General features: G+C 52.9%; 26 protein-coding genes. 21 read left to right on the forward strand and 5 right to left on the reverse strand.

What is annotated here, in order from left to right; all coding sequences use genetic code 11:
- The first annotated feature begins 439 nt into the window (after nucleotides 1-439).
- On the forward strand, nucleotides 440-784 hold the full coding sequence (locus EKN00_RS02565) for a PadR family transcriptional regulator (RefSeq protein ID WP_421825369.1): 345 nt from the start codon (nucleotides 440-442) through the stop codon (nucleotides 782-784).
- Nucleotides 777-1,616, forward strand: coding sequence for a hypothetical protein (locus EKN00_RS02570; RefSeq protein WP_127848585.1), 840 nt, complete (start codon nucleotides 777-779; stop codon nucleotides 1,614-1,616). The genes EKN00_RS02565 and EKN00_RS02570 overlap by 8 nt, the downstream gene beginning before the upstream one ends.
- Before the next feature lie 167 nt (nucleotides 1,617-1,783).
- Here the strand turns inward: EKN00_RS02570 and EKN00_RS02575 are convergent, their stop codons facing one another.
- The gene (locus EKN00_RS02575) at nucleotides 1,784-2,950 is read right to left on the reverse strand and encodes a GNAT family N-acetyltransferase (protein ID WP_127848586.1); all 1,167 of its coding nucleotides are present in this window, start codon (nucleotides 2,948-2,950) and stop codon (nucleotides 1,784-1,786) included.
- Between the two features lie 166 nt (nucleotides 2,951-3,116).
- Here EKN00_RS02575 and EKN00_RS02580 point away from each other — a divergent pair, with 166 nt between their 5' ends.
- The 9 genes from EKN00_RS02580 to EKN00_RS02620 all read left to right on the forward strand — a co-directional run bounded on the left by EKN00_RS02580 (nucleotide 3,117) and on the right by EKN00_RS02620 (nucleotide 10,218).
- Nucleotides 3,117-3,437: a thioredoxin family protein gene (locus EKN00_RS02580; protein WP_127848587.1), complete on the forward strand. Its 321-nt coding sequence runs from the start codon at nucleotides 3,117-3,119 to the stop codon at nucleotides 3,435-3,437.
- A 38-nt stretch (nucleotides 3,438-3,475) separates the two neighbouring features.
- Entirely contained in the window at nucleotides 3,476-4,225 is a 750-nt protein-coding gene (locus EKN00_RS02585) for a threonine/serine exporter family protein (protein WP_127848588.1), read from the forward strand.
- 9 nt (nucleotides 4,226-4,234) lie between these two features.
- Nucleotides 4,235-4,735, forward strand: a complete 501-nt coding sequence (locus EKN00_RS02590) for a threonine/serine exporter family protein (protein ID WP_127848664.1) — start codon at nucleotides 4,235-4,237, stop codon at nucleotides 4,733-4,735.
- A 509-nt stretch (nucleotides 4,736-5,244) separates the two neighbouring features.
- A complete protein-coding gene (locus EKN00_RS02595; protein ID WP_164847996.1) occupies nucleotides 5,245-5,700 on the forward strand; it encodes a DUF805 domain-containing protein in 456 nt (151 codons plus the stop codon).
- 110 nt (nucleotides 5,701-5,810) lie between these two features.
- On the forward strand, nucleotides 5,811-6,101 hold the full coding sequence (locus tag EKN00_RS02600; RefSeq protein ID WP_127848590.1) for a hypothetical protein: 291 nt from the start codon (nucleotides 5,811-5,813) through the stop codon (nucleotides 6,099-6,101).
- Between the two features lie 286 nt (nucleotides 6,102-6,387).
- On the forward strand, nucleotides 6,388-7,299 hold the full coding sequence (locus EKN00_RS02605) for an ABC transporter ATP-binding protein (protein ID WP_127848591.1): 912 nt from the start codon (nucleotides 6,388-6,390) through the stop codon (nucleotides 7,297-7,299).
- Complete coding sequence (locus tag EKN00_RS02610; RefSeq protein WP_127848592.1) at nucleotides 7,299-8,066, forward strand: ABC transporter permease; 768 nt, start codon at nucleotides 7,299-7,301, stop codon at nucleotides 8,064-8,066. The genes EKN00_RS02605 and EKN00_RS02610 overlap by 1 nt, the downstream gene beginning before the upstream one ends.
- Nucleotides 8,067-8,221: 155 nt before the next feature.
- Nucleotides 8,222-8,725: a 3H domain-containing protein gene (locus EKN00_RS02615; RefSeq protein ID WP_241559448.1), complete on the forward strand. Its 504-nt coding sequence runs from the start codon at nucleotides 8,222-8,224 to the stop codon at nucleotides 8,723-8,725.
- Between the two features lie 359 nt (nucleotides 8,726-9,084).
- Entirely contained in the window at nucleotides 9,085-10,218 is a 1,134-nt protein-coding gene (locus EKN00_RS02620; RefSeq protein ID WP_241559451.1) for an MFS transporter, read from the forward strand.
- A gap of 447 nt (nucleotides 10,219-10,665) precedes the next feature.
- Here EKN00_RS02620 and EKN00_RS02625 read toward each other — a convergent pair whose 3' ends face one another.
- Nucleotides 10,666-10,887 carry a hypothetical protein gene (locus tag EKN00_RS02625; protein ID WP_127848595.1) on the reverse strand — a complete coding sequence of 74 codons (222 nt, stop codon included), beginning with the start codon at nucleotides 10,885-10,887 and terminating at the stop codon, nucleotides 10,666-10,668.
- Nucleotides 10,888-12,278: 1,391 nt separating this feature from the next.
- Here EKN00_RS02625 and EKN00_RS02630 point away from each other — a divergent pair.
- A complete protein-coding gene (locus tag EKN00_RS02630) occupies nucleotides 12,279-13,139 on the forward strand; it encodes an aldo/keto reductase (protein ID WP_127848596.1) in 861 nt (286 codons plus the stop codon).
- A gap of 68 nt (nucleotides 13,140-13,207) precedes the next feature.
- Here the strand turns inward: EKN00_RS02630 and EKN00_RS02635 are convergent, their stop codons facing one another.
- A complete protein-coding gene (locus EKN00_RS02635; RefSeq protein WP_127848597.1) occupies nucleotides 13,208-13,396 on the reverse strand; it encodes a hypothetical protein in 189 nt (62 codons plus the stop codon).
- 559 nt (nucleotides 13,397-13,955) lie between these two features.
- Here EKN00_RS02635 and EKN00_RS10800 point away from each other — a divergent pair.
- The 9 genes from EKN00_RS10800 to EKN00_RS02675 all read left to right on the forward strand — a co-directional run bounded on the left by EKN00_RS10800 (nucleotide 13,956) and on the right by EKN00_RS02675 (nucleotide 21,412).
- Entirely contained in the window at nucleotides 13,956-14,132 is a 177-nt protein-coding gene (locus EKN00_RS10800; protein WP_164847997.1) for a hypothetical protein, read from the forward strand.
- Between the two features lie 172 nt (nucleotides 14,133-14,304).
- Complete coding sequence (locus tag EKN00_RS02640; RefSeq protein WP_127848598.1) at nucleotides 14,305-14,496, forward strand: hypothetical protein; 192 nt, start codon at nucleotides 14,305-14,307, stop codon at nucleotides 14,494-14,496.
- A gap of 152 nt (nucleotides 14,497-14,648) precedes the next feature.
- Complete coding sequence (locus tag EKN00_RS02645; RefSeq protein WP_127848599.1) at nucleotides 14,649-15,032, forward strand: hypothetical protein; 384 nt, start codon at nucleotides 14,649-14,651, stop codon at nucleotides 15,030-15,032.
- A 53-nt stretch (nucleotides 15,033-15,085) separates the two neighbouring features.
- Nucleotides 15,086-15,802, forward strand: a complete 717-nt coding sequence (locus EKN00_RS02650; protein ID WP_127848600.1) for a metal ABC transporter ATP-binding protein — start codon at nucleotides 15,086-15,088, stop codon at nucleotides 15,800-15,802.
- A complete protein-coding gene (locus EKN00_RS02655; RefSeq protein WP_127848665.1) occupies nucleotides 15,798-16,595 on the forward strand; it encodes a metal ABC transporter permease in 798 nt (265 codons plus the stop codon). The genes EKN00_RS02650 and EKN00_RS02655 overlap by 5 nt, the downstream gene beginning before the upstream one ends.
- Before the next feature lie 198 nt (nucleotides 16,596-16,793).
- Complete coding sequence (locus EKN00_RS02660) at nucleotides 16,794-17,063, forward strand: hypothetical protein (protein ID WP_127848601.1); 270 nt, start codon at nucleotides 16,794-16,796, stop codon at nucleotides 17,061-17,063.
- Between the two features lie 294 nt (nucleotides 17,064-17,357).
- Nucleotides 17,358-17,951 carry an IS607 family transposase gene (locus EKN00_RS02665; protein WP_127848602.1) on the forward strand — a complete coding sequence of 198 codons (594 nt, stop codon included), beginning with the start codon at nucleotides 17,358-17,360 and terminating at the stop codon, nucleotides 17,949-17,951.
- Nucleotides 17,952-17,982: 31 nt separating this feature from the next.
- On the forward strand, nucleotides 17,983-19,155 hold the full coding sequence (locus EKN00_RS02670; RefSeq protein ID WP_127848603.1) for an RNA-guided endonuclease InsQ/TnpB family protein: 1,173 nt from the start codon (nucleotides 17,983-17,985) through the stop codon (nucleotides 19,153-19,155).
- Between the two features lie 187 nt (nucleotides 19,156-19,342).
- Nucleotides 19,343-21,412, forward strand: coding sequence for a hypothetical protein (locus EKN00_RS02675; RefSeq protein ID WP_127848604.1), 2,070 nt, complete (start codon nucleotides 19,343-19,345; stop codon nucleotides 21,410-21,412).
- Nucleotides 21,413-21,469: 57 nt separating this feature from the next.
- On the opposite strand, the gene EKN00_RS02680 is transcribed toward EKN00_RS02675, so the two are convergent.
- Both EKN00_RS02680 and pepF read right to left on the reverse strand, forming a co-directional pair.
- Nucleotides 21,470-22,342: an NAD(P)-dependent oxidoreductase gene (locus tag EKN00_RS02680; protein WP_127848605.1), complete on the reverse strand. Its 873-nt coding sequence runs from the start codon at nucleotides 22,340-22,342 to the stop codon at nucleotides 21,470-21,472.
- A gap of 93 nt (nucleotides 22,343-22,435) precedes the next feature.
- The gene (gene pepF / locus EKN00_RS02685) at nucleotides 22,436-24,238 is read right to left on the reverse strand and encodes an oligoendopeptidase F (RefSeq protein ID WP_127848606.1); all 1,803 of its coding nucleotides are present in this window, start codon (nucleotides 24,236-24,238) and stop codon (nucleotides 22,436-22,438) included.
- Nucleotides 24,239-24,365: the final 127 nt, after the last annotated feature.

Below are 24,365 nucleotides of genomic sequence, written 5' to 3' on the forward strand. Positions count from 1 at the left end.
ACACAGAAGTTAAGCTTCTCTACGCCGATAGTAGTTGGTGGGAAACTGCCTGCGAGGGTAGGAAGCTGCCACGCTCAGTAAAAGGGTCAATCAGACATTGTCTGGTTGGCTCTTTTTTGTTGCACTTAAGATGCAGAACCAGAAACATCTGGAATTATTAACGAGGTCAACGAGCAGCTGCACCACGTTTTGTTAGGTGACGGTTCAATCGGCATTGCGAATGCTCCTTCTGAAGGTGAATCAGCTCCTAAAGCATGGTCTCATCAATGAGCCACAAACACGCTTACTAAGTAGCAAAAGCAACGAAAGAATTGGCCCAATAATTACAGGCGGCCAAAAAGATTAATTGCCAATTTTCCACTAGTATGTATTGCATACCAGTCAGGTGGGTGGTATATTCTAGTTGGTAAAGCATACTAGTAGGAAGGAAGAGGTCACCTTGGCGCAAACAAACACCAGCCAAATGCTCAAGGGGGTACTGCAGGGTTGCCTGCTCATCATCCTGAACGACGAGCCATCGTACGGCTACGCAATCATGCAGCGACTAACTGGCTTTGGCTTCGGCGACGTCCCCAAGGGCACCATTTACCCGCTACTGTTAACAATGGAACGCAAGCAACTCATCGCCAGCACGATGCAGCAGTCCCCCGATGGCCCCGAGCGCAAGTATTACCACCTCACCGCCACCGGCCAGGCCGAACGGCAGTCATTCATCGCCGACTGGCACAATCTACAACACAACGTCACCCAGGTTATGGCATTGGAGGATGAGCAGAATGACTAAGCAAAAGCTAGTGACACTAATCAATCAGCGTGTCCAGTTACTCACCAAGGACAACGCTACTTACTACAGCAAAATCTTGATTTACACGCGGATGCGCAGCTTCTTCAAAGATGGCGACCAGGTGGAGCGCGAACTATTGAGCATCCTCAACGACATGATTGATGCGCAGGGCGACGGTGTGAGCGCGCTGGAGTACTTCGGCCCCCACCCCGGCAAGGTCACCCAAGACATTCTGGCGGCCATCCCTAACGACCGCAAAGCCATCACGCGGCTAGTGCTAGCATGTGTGGCCTTCTACTGCACCGTTAGTTTCGTACCGCTACTCCTCTTTCCCGACGAACAAGTCGACCTCGGGACCTTTGTGCTGATGGGCATCCCGCTTGCCCTGCTAATCCTGATTTTTTTCTGGATGTTCAGCACCTCGGTCTTCAGTCGCCACCCCGTGCTCTATTTGTACGCCTCGTTCGTGCTACTCGGTGTCGGCACCGGCGGACTCATTGTCGCCAACATGTTCATCCATACGCCGCTGCGGGTACGGCTCGCGGGTACCAGCGGCGTCATCGTGATTGTGCTCCTACTACTCCTGGCTACCTATGCCTACTACCGGAACGGCGATCACGTGCTCAACCTCGGTTTCTACCTCTTCCCCCTGCTACTGGGAATATTTGGCATCGTCTTGCGGCTGTCACCGTCCCAAGCCCACTACTGGCTGCGCGGTGAGTACCCACCGGTTGCGTGGGTGATGGTGGGCGTTCTCGCCCTCATCTGGTTCTACCCATTAAGCGTGCTCCTCATTCGGCTCAGACGTAATCGGCACAAGCAGGTAAAATAAATGCACGCAAATACGACAACGAATAGTGGCAAATTCCGCACGTTCGTTGTCGTATTTTTTGCGCTAATAAATATAAACTAGGTAACAGGCCCGGTTGTTGTTCAAGAAGAGGTTGGCCAAAATCAACAAAAAACAGTTAGGAAAATCTTCCTAACTGTTCCTAAACATTAAAAGTAGTCGATTAGCGCTGGGTGTTTACCAGCAGTGAGTGTTGTTAGTGCACTAACAGCGGCGGAATTAGCCGTAATTTCACCGCTGCGTACTAATGTTTCAGGGCGTTGAGCGCCAAAGAGTAGTTTGACTAAATTTTGAATGTCTAGCGTGATGTCCGCGTCTGGACTTAAATCATCGTCTTGCTTGATGAAACCGGCCGCGCTTAATTGCCAAGTGCCCTGGTTTGCAGTAAGCACGGGGTCGGTCACAGCTAAGGTGATCGGCGCAGCGGGCATCTTGCCTGGATACTTGGCCATGAAGTCAGCCAGGTTGACGATGCGGGCCATCATGTACGGCCTGATTGTGGCCGTCACGGCATCCGGCTCGGGAAACAGGTCACCGCCGTACTCCAAACTAGGCGCGTCATAGGTAATCGCCGCAAAGCTGTTGCCGTGCTTCAGGATAAATTGACGCAGCGCCGTGAATTCGTCACTAGTCGGCGCAACCAGTTCCTTCACCGTCAGCGCGGAATTAGTCCGCTCGTAAATCACGTAACCGGTCGGCTTGCCGGCAGCATCTTGGTAAATGCCCACGTCCCAGTCGTGCTTGAGCGTTAGGTAATGCCACCACCAATCGGCGCGGACCAAACCGCCCGCAGCGGATTGATTGTCGGCGTAGATTTTCTTGACGGTCGGCAGCTCCGCGGCTAGCGGGCTGCGCGTGACGTGACCACCTGCTGTGGTGCGCGGGAAACTGGGCAAAGCGGTCGTGCTAAGTTCGTAGTGAATCTGGTTAAACACCTGCTCGTAGCCAAAGCGCCGGTAATAACTGAAGGCGAACGGCGCCAAATAGGATAGGGTTGTGCCGTCTGCGTACATGTCGTTCAGTGCGGCCTTGATTAACGTTCCGGCGCCACCACGCCCGGAGAATTCGGGCGCGGAACAAACGTCGCCAATTCCGGCCATCGAAAATTCGGTGCCGCCGAAGTTAACGGTGAACGGCAGACTGTACAGGGCACTGACCAGCTGGTTATCGGCGTGGATGCCGTAATTGTTTGCATGCGTGAACCGGGCGTCGAAAAATGCACGGCGGCGGACCGAGTGTGTTTGGTTGAAAGCATATAGATATAATTCGTAAAATGCATCTTGATCAGTAGTTGAGGAAATCCTGTAGTTGGTCATGGCAGTCACGCTCCTTTAATGTTTGCGCTATCACTTTCATTCTACCGCAGTGCGCCAGCTGGTTGGTGATTTTGGTGACGGAAAGCGCGAAATGACCGGGAACACTTGTTTTTTAGTCGCATCGACTTTGTTATAATTGGTTGAATTCACAAGACGGAGGGTAATTATGCCACGCAAAGTTACTGCAGATAATTTAGAAGAGCTAACCAAGTCCGGCACGGTGGTGATGGACATCTGGGCGCCTTGGTGTGGCCCGTGCAAAATTCTCAGTCCAATGCTCGTTGAACTGGAAAAGGAACTACCTGGTCTTCACGTCATCACGCAAAATGTCGATGACGACAAGTCAATTGCGGCCAAGTTCGGGGTGCAGTCCGTGCCGACGATGGTGATTTTTCAAAACGGCCGGGCCGTCGAGAAGGTTACCGGGGCGTTCCCTAAGGCCAAGTTGCGGAAGTATCTGGAGGGCGTTCTGGCGCGCGAGGCATAGTGCCTGCTGTGGGTCTTGCCCGGTGATTTGGGGGTAATGTGGTGGATCGGAATGAATTGCTAGATACGTGTCTGCTGGCGGGGCGCATCATGATTGAGGGCGGCAGCGAAATGTACCGCGTGGAAGACACCATGACGCGGATTGTGAACAACGCGGGCGAAAATGATGCCGTGATTTTCTCCACCCCGACCGGCATCTTTGCTGGGATTCGGAATGAACCGTACATGCAGCTGCGGCAGATTAGCACGCGCGACATCGATATGGAACGGATTGCGCGGGTCAACTCACTGTCGCGGCAGTTTGCGGAACACAAGATCACGCTGAGTCAGTTGCACACGGCGCTGGCACACCTGGACAACAACATTCCGTACTTCCCCATGTGGATGCAAATACTTGGGGCGGCGGTTTTGTCCGCACTGCTCATGGTCATCTTCACGCAGCAATACGATTGGTACGACATTCCACTCGCCGGCGTTGCGGGTGCGGTCGGCTTCGCGGTGGCTGTGTACGTCCGGCATTTGGCCAAGATAAAATTTGTGAGTGAGCTGACTGGTTCGCTCGCGCTGGCGTTAACCGCGCTGCTTGGCGTCCGGCTTGGGCTCGGCCACAACATCGACAATATTCTGATTGGGGCCGTGATGCCGCTTGTGCCTGGCGTGGCGATTACCAATTCCATTCGGGACCTGCTCGCGGGGCACCTGCTGACAGGCATGGCGCGCGGGATGGAGGCCATCCTGACCGCCAGTGCCATTGGGTTTGGGATTGCCGTTGTGATTTCGATGGGGTAGGTGACTGTGATGAACTTCTGGCTTCAGGCATTAATTCAATTTAGCTTTTGTTACGCCAGCACCGTCGCCTTTGCAATTTGCATCAACGTACCGCGGCGGGGGCTCAACTGCGCGGGCATCGCGGGGATGCTCGGGTGGGTTGTTTACTGGCTGCTCTACAAGGCGGGCGTGTCGGTGCTCATTGGGAACCTGCTGGGCGCCTTTGCCATCGGGATTGCCGGCGTGCTGTTTGCGCGGTGGAAGAAAATGCCCGTGATCATGTTCAACATTCCCGGGTTGGTGCCGTTAGTGCCCGGTGCGACGGCTTACGAGGCGGTGCGGGCCTTCGTGTCGAACGACATGGACCAGGGAATACAGCTGTTGGTTCGCGTGATTATGGTCGCCGGTTCAATCGCGGTTGGGTTCATGTTCGCGCAGCTGTTTGGCGACATCACCCGCCCGCGTTGGGGAATGCACCGCAAAGAAGACGCGGCGGAGGAAGCGGCAGACAAGCGTGCAGGTAGAATGTAACGAAAAGTCAGTACATTTTGCGCCATCAAGTAGCGCCAAATGTCTCGCTTGCTGAAAGCCGCTCCGTGCGTTACACTTAACCCATGCGATGAGTCGAGTAACACGTTTTAACGTGTGAAAGTTGCAGCCAGTGCGCATTACCCGCCGGATTGCGGGTGCTGGTGGTCCCTCTGGATTGTGGAGTTCATGGACCCGGTTGTTTACAACTGTGCGTAAGCCCACGTAGATTGCTTGCAATCTGCGTGGGCTTTTTTTGTGCGTAGCGGCACTTAACTGCAGAGGGCAGGGCCCGAAGCAGTTAAGTGCTCGGCCTTAATGAGCCGCTTCATCGCCAGCAGTACTAATAATTTTGCATATACGTCAATTTAATGATTACCAGCACAGCCTGCTAACACTTATTCAGAAAAATGATTAACTTTCTGCCCAAATGTGACAGAGATAACGCTCTCAATATGGTACGATAACTAAAATGGTGTATATCGTGAATTATCTTGGGAATGGGGATATTTATGAAGAAGAAGGTTGGGTTCTTCAGCGCTGCCGTACTATTTTTCAAAAATTACGTGAACTTCATGGACAATAGTACGCGGCGCGAATACTGGTTTGTGATGCTGTGGCAGTGGCTATTGACGTTGCTGCTTTACGTGTGGATTATGTTTGCGGCGTTCGGCGCAATTAGCAATGGGGCAAAACTGGCCGCCGCTGTTGCGACGCTTAAGGGGCCAATTATTGTGGCGGGAATTTTTAGCGTTGTGACCCTGGTGCCGATGATTTCGCTCCACGTGCGGCGCTACCGGGATGCGGGGATTTCGCCGCTGTGGCTCATACTGACGCTTATCGGCCCGGCGGTACTGATTGCGGTGGGGTCAATGACGGACGTAACTTGGCCATTGATTCTGGCCGGTGCAATCGGGATCGTGAATTTTGTGCTGGCGGCTCGGCCGAGCCGGGGATTACGGTTCTAATGATGATAGTTAGCATGTATCGGGGACTTGCCGGTGCATGCTTTTTTGCTGCCGCCAGCAAATATCTGTAGTAGGCTAGCAGTGAGGACTAATTCGGAATGGAGGCAACAATGATGGATAAAAATGAAATGCTGGCCGTTAGCGACCTGTCGCCCCGCGCGCAGCAGGTCGTGGGGTTAATCATGTGGATGGATCGGCCAGACCGTGAAATTGTGATGCCGCGCAGCCAGTTTTACGCGCGGCTCCACTTTTACCCGCGGAACGAAAACATGATGGCAATTCAAAAGGCGGTTGCGGACGTGGTCGCCGAGCTGCGGGGTAGCATTTTCCCAGAATTCAACATTCGTGTTGGTGACAACGATTTGGGTGAGCAGGAGCAACTATTTACCATCACCTATTAACTATCTACGGCAAAATAACTAAATTTGGTTGTCTGTTGGTACTTTTGACCGATTTTTTCACCCATAATGGCATGGTATCGTTAACGTGTTGATTAACAGTGCAGTACTACGTAAGCCGGCCGCACGCGGTTGGCCCAAGGAGGAGCAACATGGCAATTATAACGACAATTGGTGCAGCGGCACTGATGCTATTATTGGGTACGGACGTTTCGTTTGCGAGCGTGGTTGAGCGCATCAAACACTAACGGACGTGCCAGCATGATTGTGTTGGGTGAGGAGGATTTTTATGGCAACAGAACTTAAGGTGAAGGATCTACACAAGTTTTTCGGCCGCAAACAGGTCCTAAACGGTGTGGACTTCACTGTTGAAACGGGGCACATTGCCGCCCTCGTTGGACCGAACGGGGCCGGGAAAAGTACCATCATGAAGGCGATACTCGGCCTCATAACCACTAACGGTGGCGAAGTGACGATTGCTGGCCATGCCGTCAGCATTACCAGCCACCAGGAACTCGATAATGTCGGGGCACTGATCGAATACCCCGGGATTTATCCGTTCCTGACCGGGCGGCAGCACCTTGACTTGTTCGTGACCGGGACCAAGGCGGTGAAGAAGGCGAAGATTGACTGGGTCGTTCAGGCCATGCAGATGGGCGGCTACATCGATACCAAGGCCAAGTCCTACTCTCTGGGGATGAAGCAGAAGCTGGGCATTGCGCAGGCACTGCTGAACCGGCCGAAACTGGTGATTCTCGACGAACCAATGAACGGTCTTGATCCGCAGGCGGTTAAGAACCTGCGTGACGTCATCGTGAGTCTGGCCAAGGGCGGCACCACCTTCCTGATTTCCAGCCACATTTTGAGTGAACTGGAAAAACTGGCGGACACCGTGCTGATGCTAAACGGCGGACGCATCGTGCAACAGACGACGATGCATGAGCTACAAAACGCCGGGACCAAGGTCTTCACCATCCACACGGTTGACGACGAGGGCGCACGGGCGGCCCTCATTAATCAGGGGATTCAAATTTTGCCGGGCAACAAGACGATTGCAATCGCGCTCACGGAAGAGGACTCCCTGGACAAGGCGCTCCGGGCGCTGATCAACGTCAACGTGACGATTACTGGGGTCAACCAGGTCAAGCACGACCTGGAAGGGTCATTCCTCGATATGATTAAATCTGGGGAGGCGAAATAATGGGAACTTTAATTAAGCAGGAACTATTCAAGCTGGTGCACAAGAAGGGTACCTGGATTGGGGCGGCGCTCATTGTTCTGGTCCAGTTCGGGATTGCTGCACTCGCGAAGATGCAGGGCAAAATCTTCGGGCCGGCAGATATGTTCCAAAGCACCTTCCTTGGGACATCCATGACGTTATTCGTGCTGATTGCCAGCACCGCCAGCATTGTCTCGATGGAATTCCAGTACGGCACGGTCAAACAGTTGCTGTACCGCAAGTTCTACCGCAGCCAGGTTTTCCTGAGCAAGGTGTGCGTTGTCGTGCTGCACATGCTGGCACTCTTCGCCCTCGAACTGGCAGTAACCTTTGCCATTAAATTCGCTATTTTTCCGCAGGTTGATTTGGCCGCTAAGTACATGGGCACGCCGGCATGGCAGTATCTGCTAATTGGCCAGGGCGGCGAAATACTGACGGCACTGCTGCTGCTCAGCTTTGTGCTCCTCATGTCGACGCTGTTCAAGACGAACGCCGCGGCAATTGCTTGCGGTTATGTCGGCTACTTCCTCATTAGCATGGCGTCAACATTGCTGCTTATGGTGATTGCTCGCTGGCACTGGGTCAAGTGGAATCCATTCACGATGCTCATGCTGCCGCAGCAACTGCAGTCGCCGGATATTGCCAAGGCAACGTACCTGTCCAACCCCGAAATGATTGGTGGGCTGGTGGTTTACACGGTTGTCTTCACCCTTATCGCATACCTTAGTTTCCGCAAGCGCAACGTTTAAGCTGCGTATGCACAAGAGTCGGCCTGTACGGGTCGGCTTTTTGTTTGGTGATAGTTGTCACGGGCAACCATTAATGGCGGGGAATGTCCTTATTGTTTGCCTACCTGCGTGTTTGCGTTACAATGAGCATAGTTAAAATTCGGAGGTAGGGAATAATGAGTAATCACCGCCAGACCCAAATCAAAGCTGAATTGTTGTCTGCAACCGCGCCAATTAGCGCGAGTGCACTGGCTAAAAAGTACAATGTTAGTCGCCAAACAATTGTCGGTGATGTCGCATTAATGCGCGCGCTGGGTGAGCAAATTGTTGCCACGCCACGTGGGTATGAATATGAACGGGCTAGCAGCAACGAGGCGCTTTTGGTCTGCAAACATTTGCCCGTGGATGCGGCCGATGAAATGCGGCGGATTGTGCACAACGGTGGCGTGGTTAAGGACGTTATCGTCGACCACCCACTGTACGGCCAGCTGCGCGGGGCCTTGCTGATTCGCAGCGACGCGGACATCAACATGTTCACCGCCAAGATGCGGCAGAACAAGGGGCACATGCTGTCCGAATTGACGGCCGGGGTCCACATGCACACCGTTGCCTACGAGAAGCCGGAACAGCTCAAGGCAATCAAGGACGCCCTGCGCCAGGGCGGGTTCTTGGTCGAATAATGGCGCCGCGCTCTGGGGTTTGGTCTCCGGGTCCGCGATCTTACCTGATTGTGCTGGGTTAGGCTCAGTTGTTGCTGTCGGTTACTTAGAAGCCGAACTTAATATGTGTTATCAACGCTCGTAATGGTGGTTTGCCTATCATTGCGAGTTTTTTTGGTCGTCATTGGTGTCTTGACACCATCGCCGTAATCCTGTTTACTATATGTTATGCCCGAGGTGTCATGACACCTGCGAGGCAACATATTCTGCAATTATATTGCGTGCGGGGCGATTCCCCGCTGGAGGAAACATTGGAAAATACGTTGAAGCACCAGAGCAGGCTGATCACCGGGGTGGGGATTGCCTGGCTCTTTGACGCAATGGATGTCGGCTTGCTGTCGTTCATCATTGCCCAGGTTGAGGGCGAGTGGCACCTGAGTGCGGGTGCGGTCGGGATGATTGGGAGCATCAGCTCGCTGGGGATGGCAATCGGTGCCGTCGTGTTTGGCGCGCTGGCCGACCGAATTGGGCGGAAGAGTGTGTTGCTCATCACCCTGCTGATTTTCTCCCTTGGGTCGTTTGCCTCCGCCTTCTCGACGGGGTACGCCATGTTCGTTGCGCTGCGCCTGATTGTCGGTGCCGGACTGGGCGGCGAACTGCCCGTTGCCTCAACACTGGTCTCCGAGAGCGTGCCGGTCAAGCACCGCGGCCGGAGCGTTGTGCTGCTCGAAAGCTTCTGGGCGGCCGGTTGGTTGGTATCATCACTGGTGGCGTACTTTGTCATGCCGCATTGGGGTTGGCGCATCGCACTTGTTCTGACCGGGGCCACCGCGCTTTACGGCCTGTACTTCCGGGAAGGGCTGCAAGAGTCGCCGGTTTACGCAGCTGAAGGGGCGGCCAAGAAGAAGCCGTTCTTCACCGCGCTAGCCGAAATGTGGAACGCCAAGCACTGGCAATCCACCGCAATGCTGTGGGTTGTGTGGTTCATGGTCGTGTTCTCCTACTACGGCATGTTTCTGTGGCTGCCGAGTGTCATGGTGATGAAGGGTTACACGCTGATCCACTCGTTTGGATACGTGCTCATCATGACGCTGGCCCAGCTGCCGGGGTACTTCACGGCGGCGTGGATTATTGAAAAAATCGGGCGCAAAAAAACGCTCAGCATCTTCCTCATTGGGACGGCCATCACCGCGTTTGGGTTCGGGATGGCAAATGGGGTGGTTGCGCTGGTCGTCTGGGGTGCACTCCTGTCCTTCTTCGACCTGGGTGCGTGGGGCGCGCTGTACGCGTACAGCCCCGAACAGTACCCCGCGGATGTGCGCAGTACCGGTAGCGGGATGGCTGCCGGCGTTGGCCGGATCGGCGGGATTGTCGGGCCCATGCTCGTTGGCTCACTTGTGGCCAAGGGGATTGGTTTCCCCGTAATCTTCGGCATTTTTGCGGTCTCGCTGCTGATTGCGGTTTGTGCAATCGTTGCCTGGGGGGTCGAAACCCAGGGCCGCCAGCTGGATTAATCAGGCAAAAGACGTGGCCGGGTTGCGGCTGCGTCTTTTTCATATACACTTTGGGGAGATTGTTCAAAATAATCGATAGACACCTGTAACCCTTGCCTGACTGGGCAGAGCCAGGATATGTGCCACCAACAGGCTCAATCTCAGCAGAAGCCAAGGCCGAAATCGAAGCACGCAGAAAAAGGTTATCCAGCACTTCAACTATAAAATCTAGTGGAAATTAAAAAATTCCTGTGACGACCAACCCACTGCATTAGGCAGCACGTCTATCACCATTACGGCAGCTAAATAGACGCGCCTAAATCGTTAAGTTTCGCAAAATCGGGCTACACAAAAAGCCCGCAGCTGCGGGCTTTTAAAACTAGATCGATTGAAAATCACAAAGTTGGCGTCATAAACGTTGACGTGGCGAAGACTGCGTAGAGTGACCAATTAGGTCGAATGCTTTACTTAATTGTACATTTTACGCTTACGAAAATATTGAGCCACTGCCAAAATCAGAGGTTGAACAAATGAACCGCATGCAATGACTGTTAATGCCAGAAATAGCCCATACTGAACACCCGCATCCTCAATATTAAAAGAAAATCCTTTTTCGTTATAGCAATTTAGAAGGAAAATCGCCAGTGCTACTCCAACTAAACGAACCCAATGTTTTTTTGAACGTCTCATTTTGAGGCCTCCTTAATGACTATCACTCAAACATTAATGCACTACATATTATCATCAACGTCTGAAACGTTTTTTTAAAAGCTTTAACATGTCTCGTCTGTACACTAGCGTCACTATAACAATTGTTAATCCCGAAACAGTTGCGAATGTAACTGCTGGTTTCTGCAATGCAGTTTGCCAGAGCCATTCAATGAAATATGAACTCACTATGCCAATCACGATTTCACAACAACCTTTCGAAATTTGACCCTCACCAAAACTAGCACACCCTACTTAACATAAGAAATCGACCAAACCATCCCTGTGCTCGTAGGATTATATGAATCAATGGTTAAGGTCATCTTCAACCCCCATCCATTGGCAGCAGCCTTACGTAATACACCACCAAGCCAGTCCCAACAAGACGAGTATAATAATCGCAATTATGGATTTCTTCCCTAATGGATCATTTAAAGTGTAATACCTTACACAGACCAAATCAGCTAACAAGCCTATTACTAGTAAGTGAGAAAATGCTTTAAGCAATAACAATAGCCCCCTTAGCAGGTTAGCAATGCTGCGGCTACGCTTGCTACTAACCCCATTGGTATAGAATCGTAACCCAACTCCACCAAAGTCATGCCAATAATTTTAGCAAGTAGGGCTACATTTGCAACAGAGAATAACTTACTTAGCGATTTGTTGGTAAGTCCCTCCATTATGTCTAAAGCGTCCTTCAAATATCCGACCGGGCTACTGCACCTGCAAGCATCATGGCGCTCAACAGGGCGTAGCTAAATTTGGTGATTGACATAGTTCAGCACCTCCAATTATTTTATTTTTTGGAGCTCAGCTGGTAGTTAGGACTGTCGCACTATCGGTTAACACGCTAAATCAAAGATATCAGGTTGATTAGTCTCAATGCAAGCGATTTTATGAAAAGATGTGGCATTTTTAAAAGTCACTTTTGAAAAGCCCATCTAGCAAGTTTTCTTTTATTATTTTCATTTTACGTTATTTAACAAAGCACCTGATGTTCTTACGGGCATAGTATTATGAAGTCTAATACTAGGTCGAAAGAAATCTAAACAATCAGTTTTAATAATATAAAACAATTCAGAAGGAATCTTGGTGACTGATTTAGTGACCGGCTCAGCGACAAATTCAAGCATCGGTCCATCATCGATGCAAACTGTAAAGCAAATCGCCGAAACCCATAATATGACTAGGGACAGTGTTTGCTGATTGTCACGGCCAATAGGTGATGATGTGATGCGTGTAACCGCTATCTTGTGTTAAAGTGAATGTGTAGTATTGTCACTGGGGTTACCTTTCTCGGGTAGCCTTTTATCGTCGTTAAGTCGGGAATCCGGGCGCGTTTTGCCTGACTGTTCCCAACATAAGGAGGAAACATGGCACATTTGACCAAATTAACAGATACTTACACGCTCGCTAACGGGGTTGAAATTCCCATCGTTGGCTTTGGTACCTGGCAAACACCTAGTGGCGAAGTTGCGGAAAAATCCGTGATGGACGCCATCGCTGCGGGCTACCGGCACATCGACACCGCCGCGATTTACGGCAACGAAGAAAGTGTCGGCTCCGGGATTAAGAAGAGTGGCATCAACCGCCACGACCTGTTCTTGACCACCAAGCTTTGGAACAACCGCCGCGATTACAAGTCCGCGCTCGGCGGCATCGACGAATCCCTGCAGAAGCTCGGCACGGATTACGTTGATTTGTACCTGATTCACTGGGGCAACCCCAAGGCAACTCGCGACCACTGGCAGGAAGCAAACGCCGAAACCTGGCGCGCCATGGAAGACATTTTGAAATCCGGGAAGGCGCGTGCCATCGGGGTATCGAACTTCCGCGTTAAGCACCTTGAGGAACTATTCAAGACGGCGACGACCACGCCGATGGTCAACCAGATGTTCCTGAACCCAAGTGACATGCAGGAAGAAGTAACCCAGTTCGACACCAAGCACGGGATTTTGAACGAAGCCTACAGCCCACTTGGCACTGGGAAAATCTTCGGCATTGAAGCCCTGAAGAAGATTGCGGACCGTTACAACAAGTCCGTGGCTCAGGTGGTTCTGCGCTGGAGTCTGCAGCACGACTTCCTGCCACTGCCAAAGTCCGTGCACAAGGAACGCATTGAAGAAAACGCCCAGTTGTTCGACTTCGAACTGAGCCACCACGACATGGAACTGATTGATGGGTTGCATGGCGCCGCTGGTTTGGCGGACGATCCGGACACGGTTGGATTCTAAACCAAGAGATTAAAGAAACCCGTAGCTGCAATAACCAGCTACGGGTTTTCTATATTCTGGACGCGTGATTAGTAGCGGGACTTCTTGGCCTGCTCTTTGGTCGCTAATTTGCCGGCGTAAAAGGTGATAATCAGGGCAACAATGATGACAAGGTAGACCCACCAGGTAAATACTTGGGCGAAGTATAGGGCGCCACCACTAATAATGAGGGCGGTTAGGAGCATGCCGTCACTTTGGTTGAGTTGTAAATAGTTCATGTGTGCCTCCAAAACTGGAATAATTGCTTGAGCCCAGTCTACTGCAAAGCGCACTTGCTGGCCACGTTTGCGAATAAACGGTGATAACTAAATTAAACATACCAAATATCGGAAATTCTCTGCCGCAGATTTTATCACTTGATAAAGTAAGAGTGTGGGTCATCAGCTGACGTAACTCCCTTCCAAAATAGCAAATATTGACCCACATGGGTGTCTATGGGGCAACGGTTTTCCGTTGCCTTTTAGTGACTCTTACGCGCTATGCGCGTTAGAGTCACTTAACTCGTAGTGAGCGCAGCGAACGAAGATACTTCCTCTTTCGTCCCTTACGTGCTTTGCGCGTTAGGGACACTTAACTCGTAGGCGACAGCCCGAAGATACTTCCTCTTTCGAACCATACGCTCAAAGTACTGTTAGTCAGCCTCGATGTCACAAACACGAGCAACCATCAATAACGAATTTATGTGTAAAATAATGTTGTATAACCATTAAAAAAGCCCTACAATGAGCACAACGCATGTTCTTACACAATTATTGAGCGTGTTTACGGGGTGGGAAAATGAAAAAGAAGCTAATCGTCTGTTTACTACTCATCAACATTCTGGTGGTCCTCATCGACGGCATCGGCTACGTTTTTGGTTGGGTTAGTCAATCGTTCGAGAGGTTCGTCAGTCCCATTTTCTGGATCAGCCTATCCGCGCTGTTAACTGCCACAATCAAGGAATACAACAAGTAACCTGAATTCGGCTGGCCCGCTAATCTCAGAAAGACACCCCCAAGCTGACTTTGCCTTCAATATTTCCGCTCCCGCTTTTGGATTCACGCCTAAGCCCGTGCTATGATTAGGGTGTTTCCGCAGCAGCAGTAAGCAGGGGCCGCGCGATGATGCGCAGCCAAAGGAGAACGTAATGGATATTGAAGTAATTAACGGCAAGAGCCACAAGGTGTCTTTGAAAATCAGCGACCTGGCCGACATCGAGAAGCTAAAGCAGTCGATGGGCAAGGACGGCAAGATGCACTACATCGTCACGATTAACAAACGCAGTTACGGTGTGTCGGATGTTGAGGGCGACCGCATCAAACGGCTTTTGGGTAAATAAAACAAGGCTAAGCGCTTGGTCCGCGGATCGGGCGCTTTTTTGTGTCTGGGGCTTCCGGCATTGGGGTGAAATGTGTCCGGTGTTATCCACCGCCGATTTTTGTTAGAATGTAGCTATTGTGTAAGTGCGTATGCGCACAGAAAGGAATTAACATGTACGAATTGACCAAGAAGCGCCGGGTGAGTGATGCCGTCGCTAACGTTTTCCCCGAGGCAGTACTGAAAAACATCTGGGATATCATCACGTTGATGTCCAAAAACAAGGCGCTCGTGAGTTCGCCGGTCGCGGTGGTGTTTGCCGACGATTTCACCGACGACGAGTTTTACGCGATGTTGCTGCAGGGGGATGCGGCGGCTGGCCAGGAATTCCCGATTGCCTTTACCGGCGAGAAGCCATTTCTCGGTCACGGGTACATCTTAATTATTAAGGACCGGCCCAAGACGGTGACGATGGAATTCTCCGCTGTTAACGAAATGGGCGATGAACCAGAGACAGAAGAAGCTGAGGCGCAGGCACCTGACCAGGACGACAAGTAGCTTGCGGTGCCGCCGCTTGGGGTTGCGCCGGGACGTTTTGCAAAAGGAGTTTTATGACTGAACCGATTTTAGCGGTGGATCACCTGCAATTTGGGTTTCACGACCGCAAGTTATTCGACAACGTTAATTTTGAACTAGTTCCCGGCAGCATGACCAGCGTCATTGGACCGAATGGGGTGGGGAAAACCACGCTGATTCGCCTGCTGATGGGGCAGTTGCAGCCAACGGGTGGCCACATTAACTGGCGGGACAAGCCGCGCGTGCAGGTTGGGTACGTGCCGCAGTTTCGCAACCTTGACGATGAGTACCCCCTGTCGATTCGCTCGTTCGTACAGCTGAGCCAGTTGGGGAGTTTGCTGCCGTGGCACAAGGCGGCTGAGCGGCGCAAACTGGATGAGGTGCTGGATGCAACGCACCTCCTCTCGCTGCAAAACCGCCAGCTCGGGATGGCCAGCGGGGGCGAAAAGCAAAAGGCGTACCTGGCGCAGGCCCTCATTGATGACCCAAGCTTCCTGATTCTGGACGAATCAACGGCCAGCCTCGACGTGAACGTCAAGGTCGAACTCATGGACCTCGTGCGTGAACTCAACCAGAAGCTGAACCTGACCGTTCTGTTTGTGACGCACGATTTGCCCCTGGCCAAGGAGTACACGGATCAGTTCCTGCTGCTGGACAACGGGGTGGGCTTTTTGCAGCCGATTGCGAACATGGAACCGGACCAGATGCCGGAAGAGTTGCGGGGGATTGTCGAAACCCCAGAGGAGGATTAACATGTTTCATTACGAATTCATGCAAAACGCCTTCCTGGCCAGCACGTTTATCGCGATTGCTTCGGGCATTGTCGGCGTGTTTGTGACGGCGCGGGGCACATCGTTCCTTGCGCACACGTTAAGCGAAATTGGGTTTGCGGGCGCCGCGTTCGCTGTGTTCCTCGGGATTCCGCCGCTGGACGGGATGCTGATGTTCACGATTCTGTCCGCGGTGACGGTGGGCCGCATGTCCGCCAAGGCGTCGCGGCGGGAGGCATCCACGTCGGCCGTGTCGAGCTTGTTCGTAGGCCTCGGGATTTTGTTCCTGGCGCTGTCGAGCTCGAGCTCCAGTTACGCCCAAACCATCTTGTTCGGGAGCATCGTCGGCATTTCGCGTGGTGAAATCATGCAACTGGTCGTTCTCGCCGGCTTTGTTTTGCTCACCGTCCTGATTAGCTACCGGTACCTGGCGTTCGACAGCTTCGATGCGGTCGGGGCCAAGGCGCACAAGCTGCCCACGAACCTGATTTCGATTTACTTCCTCGTCATTTTGGCCATCTGTGTCTCAACGGGGGCACAGATTGTTGGGAGCCTGCTGGTGTTCATCCTGCTGACGCTGCCGAGTGCGGGTGCGAAGTACATCGGCAAAACGCTGCCGCAGATGCTCGTGATCTCGGTGGCCGCCGCCCTCATCGGGGTGTGGGCCGGGCTCGCGCTGGGCTACTACACCAACTGGCCGGTGACCTTTTTCATCGCGGTGGTGGAATGCCTGTTTTACGTTGGCGCACTTGGGTACCGGAACCTCACCAAGTAGTTAGGGCTGTCGGGAAAGCAAAAATATCTGATTGTTTCGACAAAACAGACATGTTTTAGTTAGTAATAGTGTGCTGTGTGACACAGTAGTAGGACCAATCAGCGATGATTGGTCTTTTTGCAGGCCATTGTGTTTATGCCTTGTATATGCGTCCTGATTCGGTCTATATTGCATATATACATAAATGGAGGTGCTTGTATGGATGCTACTAAGAAATCACGACTAAAATCACTTGGCACGTTCACGGTTGGCAAGGTTGGAAACTTTATGAAGGTTACAATTCCTTCATCGGCTGAAATCGTCAGTGGAACTCAATTGGAAATTTTCCAAGAAGCTGATGGTAGTTTGGTCTTGAAACCAAAGCACGTGAATATTTGGAATACTGATTTGGTTAAGCACCATGACTTTGAGGCAGATAAGAAAACTATTGGTAATCTTGATGGAATGCGTGTAGGTAGGGAGATTTAAATGGTGAATAGCTATACGAAGCAAGGAGATATCATCTTTATTGATGTTGAACCCCACTCAGAGAATGAAAAACGTTTGTAAAGGTCTGCACAAGTACCACGGTGTGGGCTTTTTTTGTGCACGCGGACGTTTGCCGGCGCGGTGGATGCTACAATGAAAACGGTTCAATTATTCGAGACTTGGGGTAGCGACACACGCAATTTTGAGGAGGACTGAAACTGCAATTGTAAATATGGAATAAAGTGTAACAACAAGGTATAATGAGGGTGCAATAATTCAGTGGGAGGCACCCTCATGCTCAAACCAAACGAAATGGCCGCACGCATTGGTGTGACGGTCAAAACTTTGCAGAAATGGGATAAAGATGGCACCTTGCCAGCTTTTCGTAATCCTAAAAACAGGCGGTACTATACCGAAGAACAGTATCGCACCTACATTGGCGAAACTACGAAACATGGCCACAAAGTAGTGGCCTACGCACGCGTATCGAATGACAGGCAGAAAGATGACTTGAAGAAACAAGTTGATTTTTTACGCCAGTATGCCAATGGTAAGGGCGTAATCCTGGATGACGTGATTACGGATGTTGGTAGCGGGTTGAATTATAAGCGTAAACACTGGAATGAATTGCTAGACCAAATCATGGCTAACAACGTTGACACCGTGTATATAACTTATAAGGACCGTTTTGTTCGTTTCGGCTACGACTGGTTTGAACAATTAGCCAATAAGTTCAACACCCAAATTGTGGTGCTAAACAACCCAGATTTATCGCCTCAAGAAGAAATGACACAAGACTTAATCAGTATTATTCACGATTTCAGTTGCCGTATCTACGGCTTGCGTAAATATGAAAGCAAAATCGAAAATGACAAAGAACTGAAGTAGTCCCATCTTTCAACCAGTAGCGGTGAATTAAATGATTAAGACACATAAAATCAAAATGTATCCCAACGCAACGATGCGCATCGTCTTAACGCAACTGTTCAACTATCGACGTTACTGCTACAACCAAGCGCTTGAGATTTGGAATGAAATGTACGACGAATCCGTATTGATGGCGGATAAATCGCTACGACCAAATGAACGCAAGGTGCGTAACGATCTGGTCAATAACAAACAGGATTGGCAATTTGAACAATCGGCGCGTGTACTACAGTTAGCAGTTAGTGACCTGGCTAAGGGGTGGCAGAACTATTTCAACCCCAAAATGCCTAACCATGCCCGCCCACGATTCAAGTCCAAGAAGCGGTCGAAGAACAGTTTCAAAACTGACCGCGCCAAGATTATTGACGGTAAATTACGCTTGGACAAGCCGCGTGGAACAAAGGATTGGTTTGACATTCGTCTGGCTGAGAAACCACGCTGGTCGGGTGAGATTAAACTCACGACCGTGGTAGAAGAGGCAGACGGTTATTACGTTTCTCTGGCAATTGAGGTCAATGAAAATGTTGAGCAGAAGACCGGTAAACAAATTACTGGCGTTGATGCCAATGTTGCACGATTCGATTACAAGGGCGCTAATGGCTATCAATCCGTTTCAACGATGAATGCCAAGTTGCTCAGTCTGTATGGCCGCATCACCAAGTATCAACGATTATTGGCACGTAAGCGTGTTGCTAATCCAACGAATTTCAGGTCAAATAACTACCGCTCAGCGAGAGCCAAGTTGAAGCGGGATTATCAAAAAGTGACCCGAATTCAAGCGGATATTCTGCACAAGTTTACTGCACAATTGGTACGAGATAATGACGTGATTGCCATTGAGGACTTGGACAATCTGCACATGCGGATGAACAAGCATCTGGCGAAGAATCTTCACCGGTCGATGTTCGGTCAGTTTAAGCAGATTATGCAGTACAAGTGCGAGTGGAACGGGGTGAAGTTGGTCTTGGTGGACCAGTTCTATCCTAGTACGCAGCGTTGTTGTCGTTGTGGGTATGTTAAGACTGGTGACGAGAAAGTCCGCTTATCGGGCAACCGGAAGCATCACACCGGTCATAATGAATATGTGTGTTACAAGTGCGGAGCACAGATGCGTCGTGATGAAAATGCCGTAGAGAATCTGATTCAATACGCGCAAGTTAATTAATCATTTTGGGTATGGCTAATACCTTAAAGTTCAAGAGTTGGTCAATGTCATGAAGATGTCTATCGGAGTGGGAATACCAATGTAGACGGGACTAAGTTAAATGCAGAATGTAAATCAAGAAAGGAAATATATAAACCTTTATTGGTGTCAAAAAGACATTCTTCCGCATTTTATATAGCAGGACGTTATGAGTTTTTACTATTCACTGCGCTACACGCTGGATCCGCGGCTCAACACGGCGGAGAAGGATGAGACGCTGTTGCGGTTTTGCCGGGATGCCAAGATTGACAACGTGACCTTCTTCATCAATTCTGAAGAGCTCAACAACGGGCACCTGACCAGCGACCAGACGCAGGTGTGGCTCGATGCCATTAAGCCGGTGCAGGCAAAATTGGCGGCCATTGGGGTGACGACCAGCCTCAACCCGTGGACGACCATCATGCACAGCGACCGCGGACCGACCGTGCCGGAAGCGCTGGGCTTTGGCACGATGGTGGACGTGGACGGGAAGCACGCAGCGGCCATGGCGTGTCCGGCTGACCCGAAGTGGGTGGACTACATGGCAAGTTGCTACGGCCAGTTCGCGCGGCTGCACCCGGCGGAGCTGTGGCTCGAAGACGATTTTCGTCACTACAACCACACGCCGCTGCGTTTGGCCTGCTTCTGCGAGCGGCACATGGAGTTGTACGCACGCGAAATGGGTGTGACCGAATCCTGCGAAGAATTCGTGCACAACCTGCTGGCAGCGGGGGCGCCAAGTCCGGAGCGCAACGCGTATTTAACCGTTGCACGCCAGGAAATGATTCACGTGGCTGGGCGCATCGAGATGGCGGTGCACGCCGTCAGCCCCGAAACCAAGGTGGCGCTCATGACGTCCTTCCCCGACTGGCACGCCGTCGAGGGGCGCGACTGGCCGGGCCTCTTTAACGCCCTGGCCGGCACCGAACACGTTTGGGTGGCGCGGCCGCATTTGCCGGCGTACAACGAGCTGGCGCCGAACCACTACGGCCGCGTCTTTACGCAGTACACGCGCACCACGGCGGCCTATCTGGGGGATGCGGCGACGATTTTGCCGGAACTAGAGAACTACATGTACTCACCGTTCGCCAAGTCCCGCAGGTTCACCCAGTTTCAGATTGAGACGGCGGCGCTGGTGGGTGCGCGGGGCATCCTGCTTAATCTATTCGACATGATGGGCAACGGGGTTGTTGACGAATACGGCTACGCGGACATGCTCGCTCGCACTAAGCCGTTTCTTAGCGCCATTACCGAGTCGCGCCTGCAGATGAGCCAGATTCGCGGCGTGCAGGTGCTCGTTAACCAGAACTCGGTGGCCACCATCCACACCGAATTTGCCCCCGGGGCCATTCGCGGCGGCGTCACACCGGGAGCACCCGTTCACTCAGACGAGCGCGTGGAGCCGGCCGATCTCCTGCCGCAAGAAACCCACTGGGCGAGCCTGCTTGGTATGTACGGATTTAGCACTAAGATCACGCCGTGGACCGCGGATTCCGAGTTCAGCAAGCAAACCCTCGCCATCAGCGGCCAGTTCCTGCGCAACCTGGATGACGCGGCGGTGCGCAAGTTGCTGAGTAGCAACCGCGTGCTACTGGATGGGGACAGCGTGCAGGTGCTCCTGGACCGCAACCTGGCTGACCTGTTGCACGTGCGCTCAGCGACCTGGCAGCCGGTGCGCAGCGGGCACCAAACCTACATGGATAGTCAGCAGCGCACGCTGGCTGGCGTGCGGGCGGCCCGGACAAGTTTGCTTCAGCACGTCGGGGATTACCTCAACCTTGATTACGAAGACGGCGCGAACGTGGTCACGTGGAGTGTGGCTCGCAACCAGCTCGGGGATGAACTGGGGCCGGTGGTGACGGCCATTGACGGCCACATTTTCGTCCTGCCGCTCAACAGCGACCCGAAGTACGGCTGGGAGGCGCACTACAACAGCTTCGAACAGGACCTCTTCCAGAAGCTGCTGCTGGAGAACGGCGGGGCGGATTACCTGGTCAAGATGCCGAACGTGATGTTCATGGATACCGGCAAAACGCTGTGGCTCGGTAATTTCAGCCTGGACGGTTACACGGAAATTCGCTGGCAGCCGGGCCGGCCGGTGACCGCCAAGACGGCAACGGTCAAAACGCGCACGGCTTCTGGCTATACGGAGCTGTCCGTGCCAATCACCCGCGACGGGGCGGACCTGGTGGTGCACGCTGCGCTGGGGGCACTGGAAACGATGCAGATTCAGCTATAGTAAAAGCGGCGCACGACTGGCAAATTGCCGGTTGTACGCCGCTTTTAAGTTCAGTGCTTATTTAGTCCACGCCGAATACAGCTGAACGAGCGCCTGCGTCCCATCGTCGCCGTGGCCGGCATCAACGAGCTGTTCGTACAGCTGCTTGGCCGCCGCGGTTGCCGGCAGGTCCAGGTGCATTTTGTCCGCCTCATCCAGGGCAATGCGCAGGTCCTTCAGGAAGTGCTTGGCGAAAAAGCCGGGCGTGTAGTCGCCGTCCAGAATCCGCGGTCCGTAGTTCGTGAGTGACCAGTTGGCCGCCGCGCCGCCGCCAACCGTTGCCAGCACCGCGTCCAGGTCGAGGCCCGCCGCCTTGGCGTACACGAGCATCTCGGTCAGGCCGGTCATGGTGCCGGCGACCATGATTTGGTTGGCCATCTTGGCGTGCTGCCCGCTGCCGGCATCACCGAAGTAATGCACGGCGCTGCTGATGACGTCAAAAATGGGCTGGAGCCGCGGCAATACTTCTGCCGCACCGCCCAGCATCACGGTCAACGTGCCGTTTTTGGCGCCCACGTCGCCGCCCGAAACGGGGGCGTCGAGGGCGGTGACCCCGATTTTAGCGGCCGCTTCGGCAATGCGCTTAGCTAGCGTCGGCGTGCTGGTCGTCATGTCGACGACCAGGCTGCCTGGCTTGGCCCCGGCGAGAATCCCGTGCTCGCCGAAGTAGACGTCCTCCACATCGGCGGGGAAGCCAACCATCGAGAAGGTGATTGGCGCATCAGCGGCGACGGCCGCGGGACTGCCGGCAAAGCGCGCCCCGGCGTCAATCACCGGCTGGGCGTGTGCCCGCGTCCGGTTGAACACGGTGACTTCATAGCCTGCCTTCAGTAAATTCAAAATAATGCCGGTGCCCATTACGCCCGTTCCGATAAAACCAACACGTTGCATGGCGTCATCCTCCTTTTTGTTTACCCCCATTGTACGCCAAAGACAAAACGTCCCGCACGCCGTCAGAGTTCAAAGGTGTGCGGGACGTTAGTTTTACTTGGTGATTAGTGCTTCGAATTCATCGAGGCGCTGCTCGAAGACCTTGAACGCATCCTCAAGGTAGTCAGGCTGCGTCATGTCCACGCCGGCAGCTTTCATCGTGTCGATGGCAAACTTGGACGAGCCACTCTTCAGGAAGCCGAGGTACTTGTCGACGGCGCCGTCCTGACCGGTAATGATGTGGTCGGTCAGAGCGTTGGCCGCCGCGAAGCCGGTCGCGTACTGGTAGACGTAGTAGTTGTAGTAGAAGTGCGGAATCCGCGCCCATTCCAGGCTGATGGCGTCGTCACGCTCGAGGGCCGGACCGTAATACTTGGCGTTGAGATCGCCGTAGTAATCGGACATCGAGTCGGCTGTCAGTGGCTGGCCGGCCTGGTCCTGCTGGTGAATCCAGTGCTCGAATTCGGCGAACTGGGTCTGACGGAAGAGGGTGCCCTTGAAGCCGTCCAGGTAGTAGTTCAGCACGTACGCGCGCACCTTGGGGTCAGTTTGTGTTTTGAGCAGGTAATCCGTCAGCAGTGCTTCGTTGCTGGTTGAAGCGATTTCGGCGACGAAAATTGGGTAGTCCCCGTAGATGTACGGCTGGGTGCTGCGGGTGTATTCGGAGTGTACCGAGTGGCCGGTTTCGTGCACGAGGGTGTACAGCGCGTCGAGGGAATCGTGCCAGTTGTGCAGGATGAACGCGTCGGTGTCGTAAGAGCCCCCGGAGTACGCGCCACTGCGCTTGTTTTTGTTTTCCACGAAGTCAATCACGCGGTCGTTGAAGATGTGGTGCACGTGCAACAGGTAGTCGCTGCCAAGTGGGGCCAGGGCCTTTTCGCCCTCAGCCTTCGCCTCCTCGATGGTGTAAGACAGTGGGGCCTTACCGGTAATTGGAACGTAAAGGTCGTAGCTGTGCAGTTCGTCTAGGCCGAGAATCTTCTTGCGCAGGGCAACGTAGCGGTGGAGCAGTGGCAAATGGGCGTTGACCTGGTCGATGAGCGTGGTGTAGACGTCTTCGGGGATGTTGTTGTCGGCCAGTGCGGCGGCGCGGGCGTTCGGGTACTTGTGGGCGAGCGCGGTGAAGTTGTGGGCCTTTACCTGGCCGGACAGGGTGGATGCGAACGTGTTGAGCATGCCATCGTAGGCTTCGTACATGGTGTCGAAGGCGTTCTGGCGGACTTCCTGCTTGGTGCTGCGAATCATTTCGCCGTAAATCCCGTGGCTGAGCTGCACGAACTTGCCGTCTTCGTCCTCGACCATCCCGAATTCAAGGTCGGAGTTGTTGAGCACACCGAATGTCTTGCTGCTGGCACCGAGGGCGTCACCGGCACTGGCAATCAGGCCTTCGCTTGTGGCATCCAGCGTGTGGTCGCGCTTGATGGTGATTCTGCGCAGGAACTGGGTGTATGGCTGCAGGTCCTTGTCGTTTGCGAGCCAGTCGCTCAGGGTTGAAGCGGGGATGGCGAGGATTTCGGGGTCGAAGAAGGCCGCGGCACTTTCAACCTTCACGGCCAGGCTGGTCGCCTTGTCGTTCATGGCCTGGTACGTGTTGTTGGCCGTGTCCTGGTCGCTCTTCATGCTGGCGTAAACGTAGACTTTTTCAAGCGCGCGGAAAACCGACGAAACCTGCTCGATGCCCTTGATCAAATCGGCGGCACTGCGCCCCAATGTGCCCTGGACGGCGCTAATCTGTGGCAAGTCGGCGCCGACTGCGTCAAAGGCCACCTGCCACGCCTCGTCGGTCGGGAAAATTGTGGTGAGGTCCCACGTTAACTCGGTGGGTACCGCGCTGCGTTCTGGTAATTCTTCAGCCATAGCTAATAACTCCTTTAGTGGTACGATTTTGTTAATCACAAAACGGGCAAAAGCGGGGCGTTAAGTCCAGATTGGGCGCAAGAAGTTCCGTTTGTACTCGCCAGCGTGTGATTGCACTTCCCTTCAT

Origin of the sequence: Lacticaseibacillus hulanensis, assembly GCF_004010095.1 — a bacterium.
Taxonomy (GTDB): domain Bacteria; phylum Bacillota; class Bacilli; order Lactobacillales; family Lactobacillaceae; genus Lacticaseibacillus; species Lacticaseibacillus hulanensis.

Coding starts and splice junctions, on each gene's coding strand:
- EKN00_RS02610 (WP_127848592.1), top strand. CDS start 7,299: ATGGGAACTTTAATTAAGCAGGAACTATTCAAGCTGGTGCACAAGAAG.
- EKN00_RS02645 (WP_127848599.1), top strand. CDS start 14,649: ATGTACGAATTGACCAAGAAGCGCCGGGTGAGTGATGCCGTCGCTAAC.
- EKN00_RS02575 (WP_127848586.1), bottom strand. CDS start 2,950: ATGACCAACTACAGGATTTCCTCAACTACTGATCAAGATGCATTTTAC.
- EKN00_RS02670 (WP_127848603.1), top strand. CDS start 17,983: ATGATTAAGACACATAAAATCAAAATGTATCCCAACGCAACGATGCGC.
- EKN00_RS02630 (WP_127848596.1), top strand. CDS start 12,279: ATGGCACATTTGACCAAATTAACAGATACTTACACGCTCGCTAACGGG.
- EKN00_RS02635 (WP_127848597.1), bottom strand. CDS start 13,396: ATGAACTATTTACAACTCAACCAAAGTGACGGCATGCTCCTAACCGCC.
- EKN00_RS02570 (WP_127848585.1), top strand. CDS start 777: ATGACTAAGCAAAAGCTAGTGACACTAATCAATCAGCGTGTCCAGTTA.
- EKN00_RS02600 (WP_127848590.1), top strand. CDS start 5,811: ATGATGGATAAAAATGAAATGCTGGCCGTTAGCGACCTGTCGCCCCGC.
- EKN00_RS02590 (WP_127848664.1), top strand. CDS start 4,235: ATGAACTTCTGGCTTCAGGCATTAATTCAATTTAGCTTTTGTTACGCC.
- EKN00_RS02625 (WP_127848595.1), bottom strand. CDS start 10,887: ATGAGACGTTCAAAAAAACATTGGGTTCGTTTAGTTGGAGTAGCACTG.
- EKN00_RS02620 (WP_241559451.1), top strand. CDS start 9,085: ATGGATGTCGGCTTGCTGTCGTTCATCATTGCCCAGGTTGAGGGCGAG.
- EKN00_RS02615 (WP_241559448.1), top strand. CDS start 8,222: ATGAGTAATCACCGCCAGACCCAAATCAAAGCTGAATTGTTGTCTGCA.
- EKN00_RS02580 (WP_127848587.1), top strand. CDS start 3,117: ATGCCACGCAAAGTTACTGCAGATAATTTAGAAGAGCTAACCAAGTCC.
- EKN00_RS02595 (WP_164847996.1), top strand. CDS start 5,245: ATGAAGAAGAAGGTTGGGTTCTTCAGCGCTGCCGTACTATTTTTCAAA.
- EKN00_RS02665 (WP_127848602.1), top strand. CDS start 17,358: ATGCTCAAACCAAACGAAATGGCCGCACGCATTGGTGTGACGGTCAAA.
- EKN00_RS02650 (WP_127848600.1), top strand. CDS start 15,086: ATGACTGAACCGATTTTAGCGGTGGATCACCTGCAATTTGGGTTTCAC.
- EKN00_RS02605 (WP_127848591.1), top strand. CDS start 6,388: ATGGCAACAGAACTTAAGGTGAAGGATCTACACAAGTTTTTCGGCCGC.
- EKN00_RS02680 (WP_127848605.1), bottom strand. CDS start 22,342: ATGCAACGTGTTGGTTTTATCGGAACGGGCGTAATGGGCACCGGCATT.
- EKN00_RS10800 (WP_164847997.1), top strand. CDS start 13,956: ATGAAAAAGAAGCTAATCGTCTGTTTACTACTCATCAACATTCTGGTG.
- pepF (WP_127848606.1), bottom strand. CDS start 24,238: ATGGCTGAAGAATTACCAGAACGCAGCGCGGTACCCACCGAGTTAACG.
- EKN00_RS02660 (WP_127848601.1), top strand. CDS start 16,794: ATGGATGCTACTAAGAAATCACGACTAAAATCACTTGGCACGTTCACG.
- EKN00_RS02640 (WP_127848598.1), top strand. CDS start 14,305: ATGGATATTGAAGTAATTAACGGCAAGAGCCACAAGGTGTCTTTGAAA.
- EKN00_RS02675 (WP_127848604.1), top strand. CDS start 19,343: ATGAGTTTTTACTATTCACTGCGCTACACGCTGGATCCGCGGCTCAAC.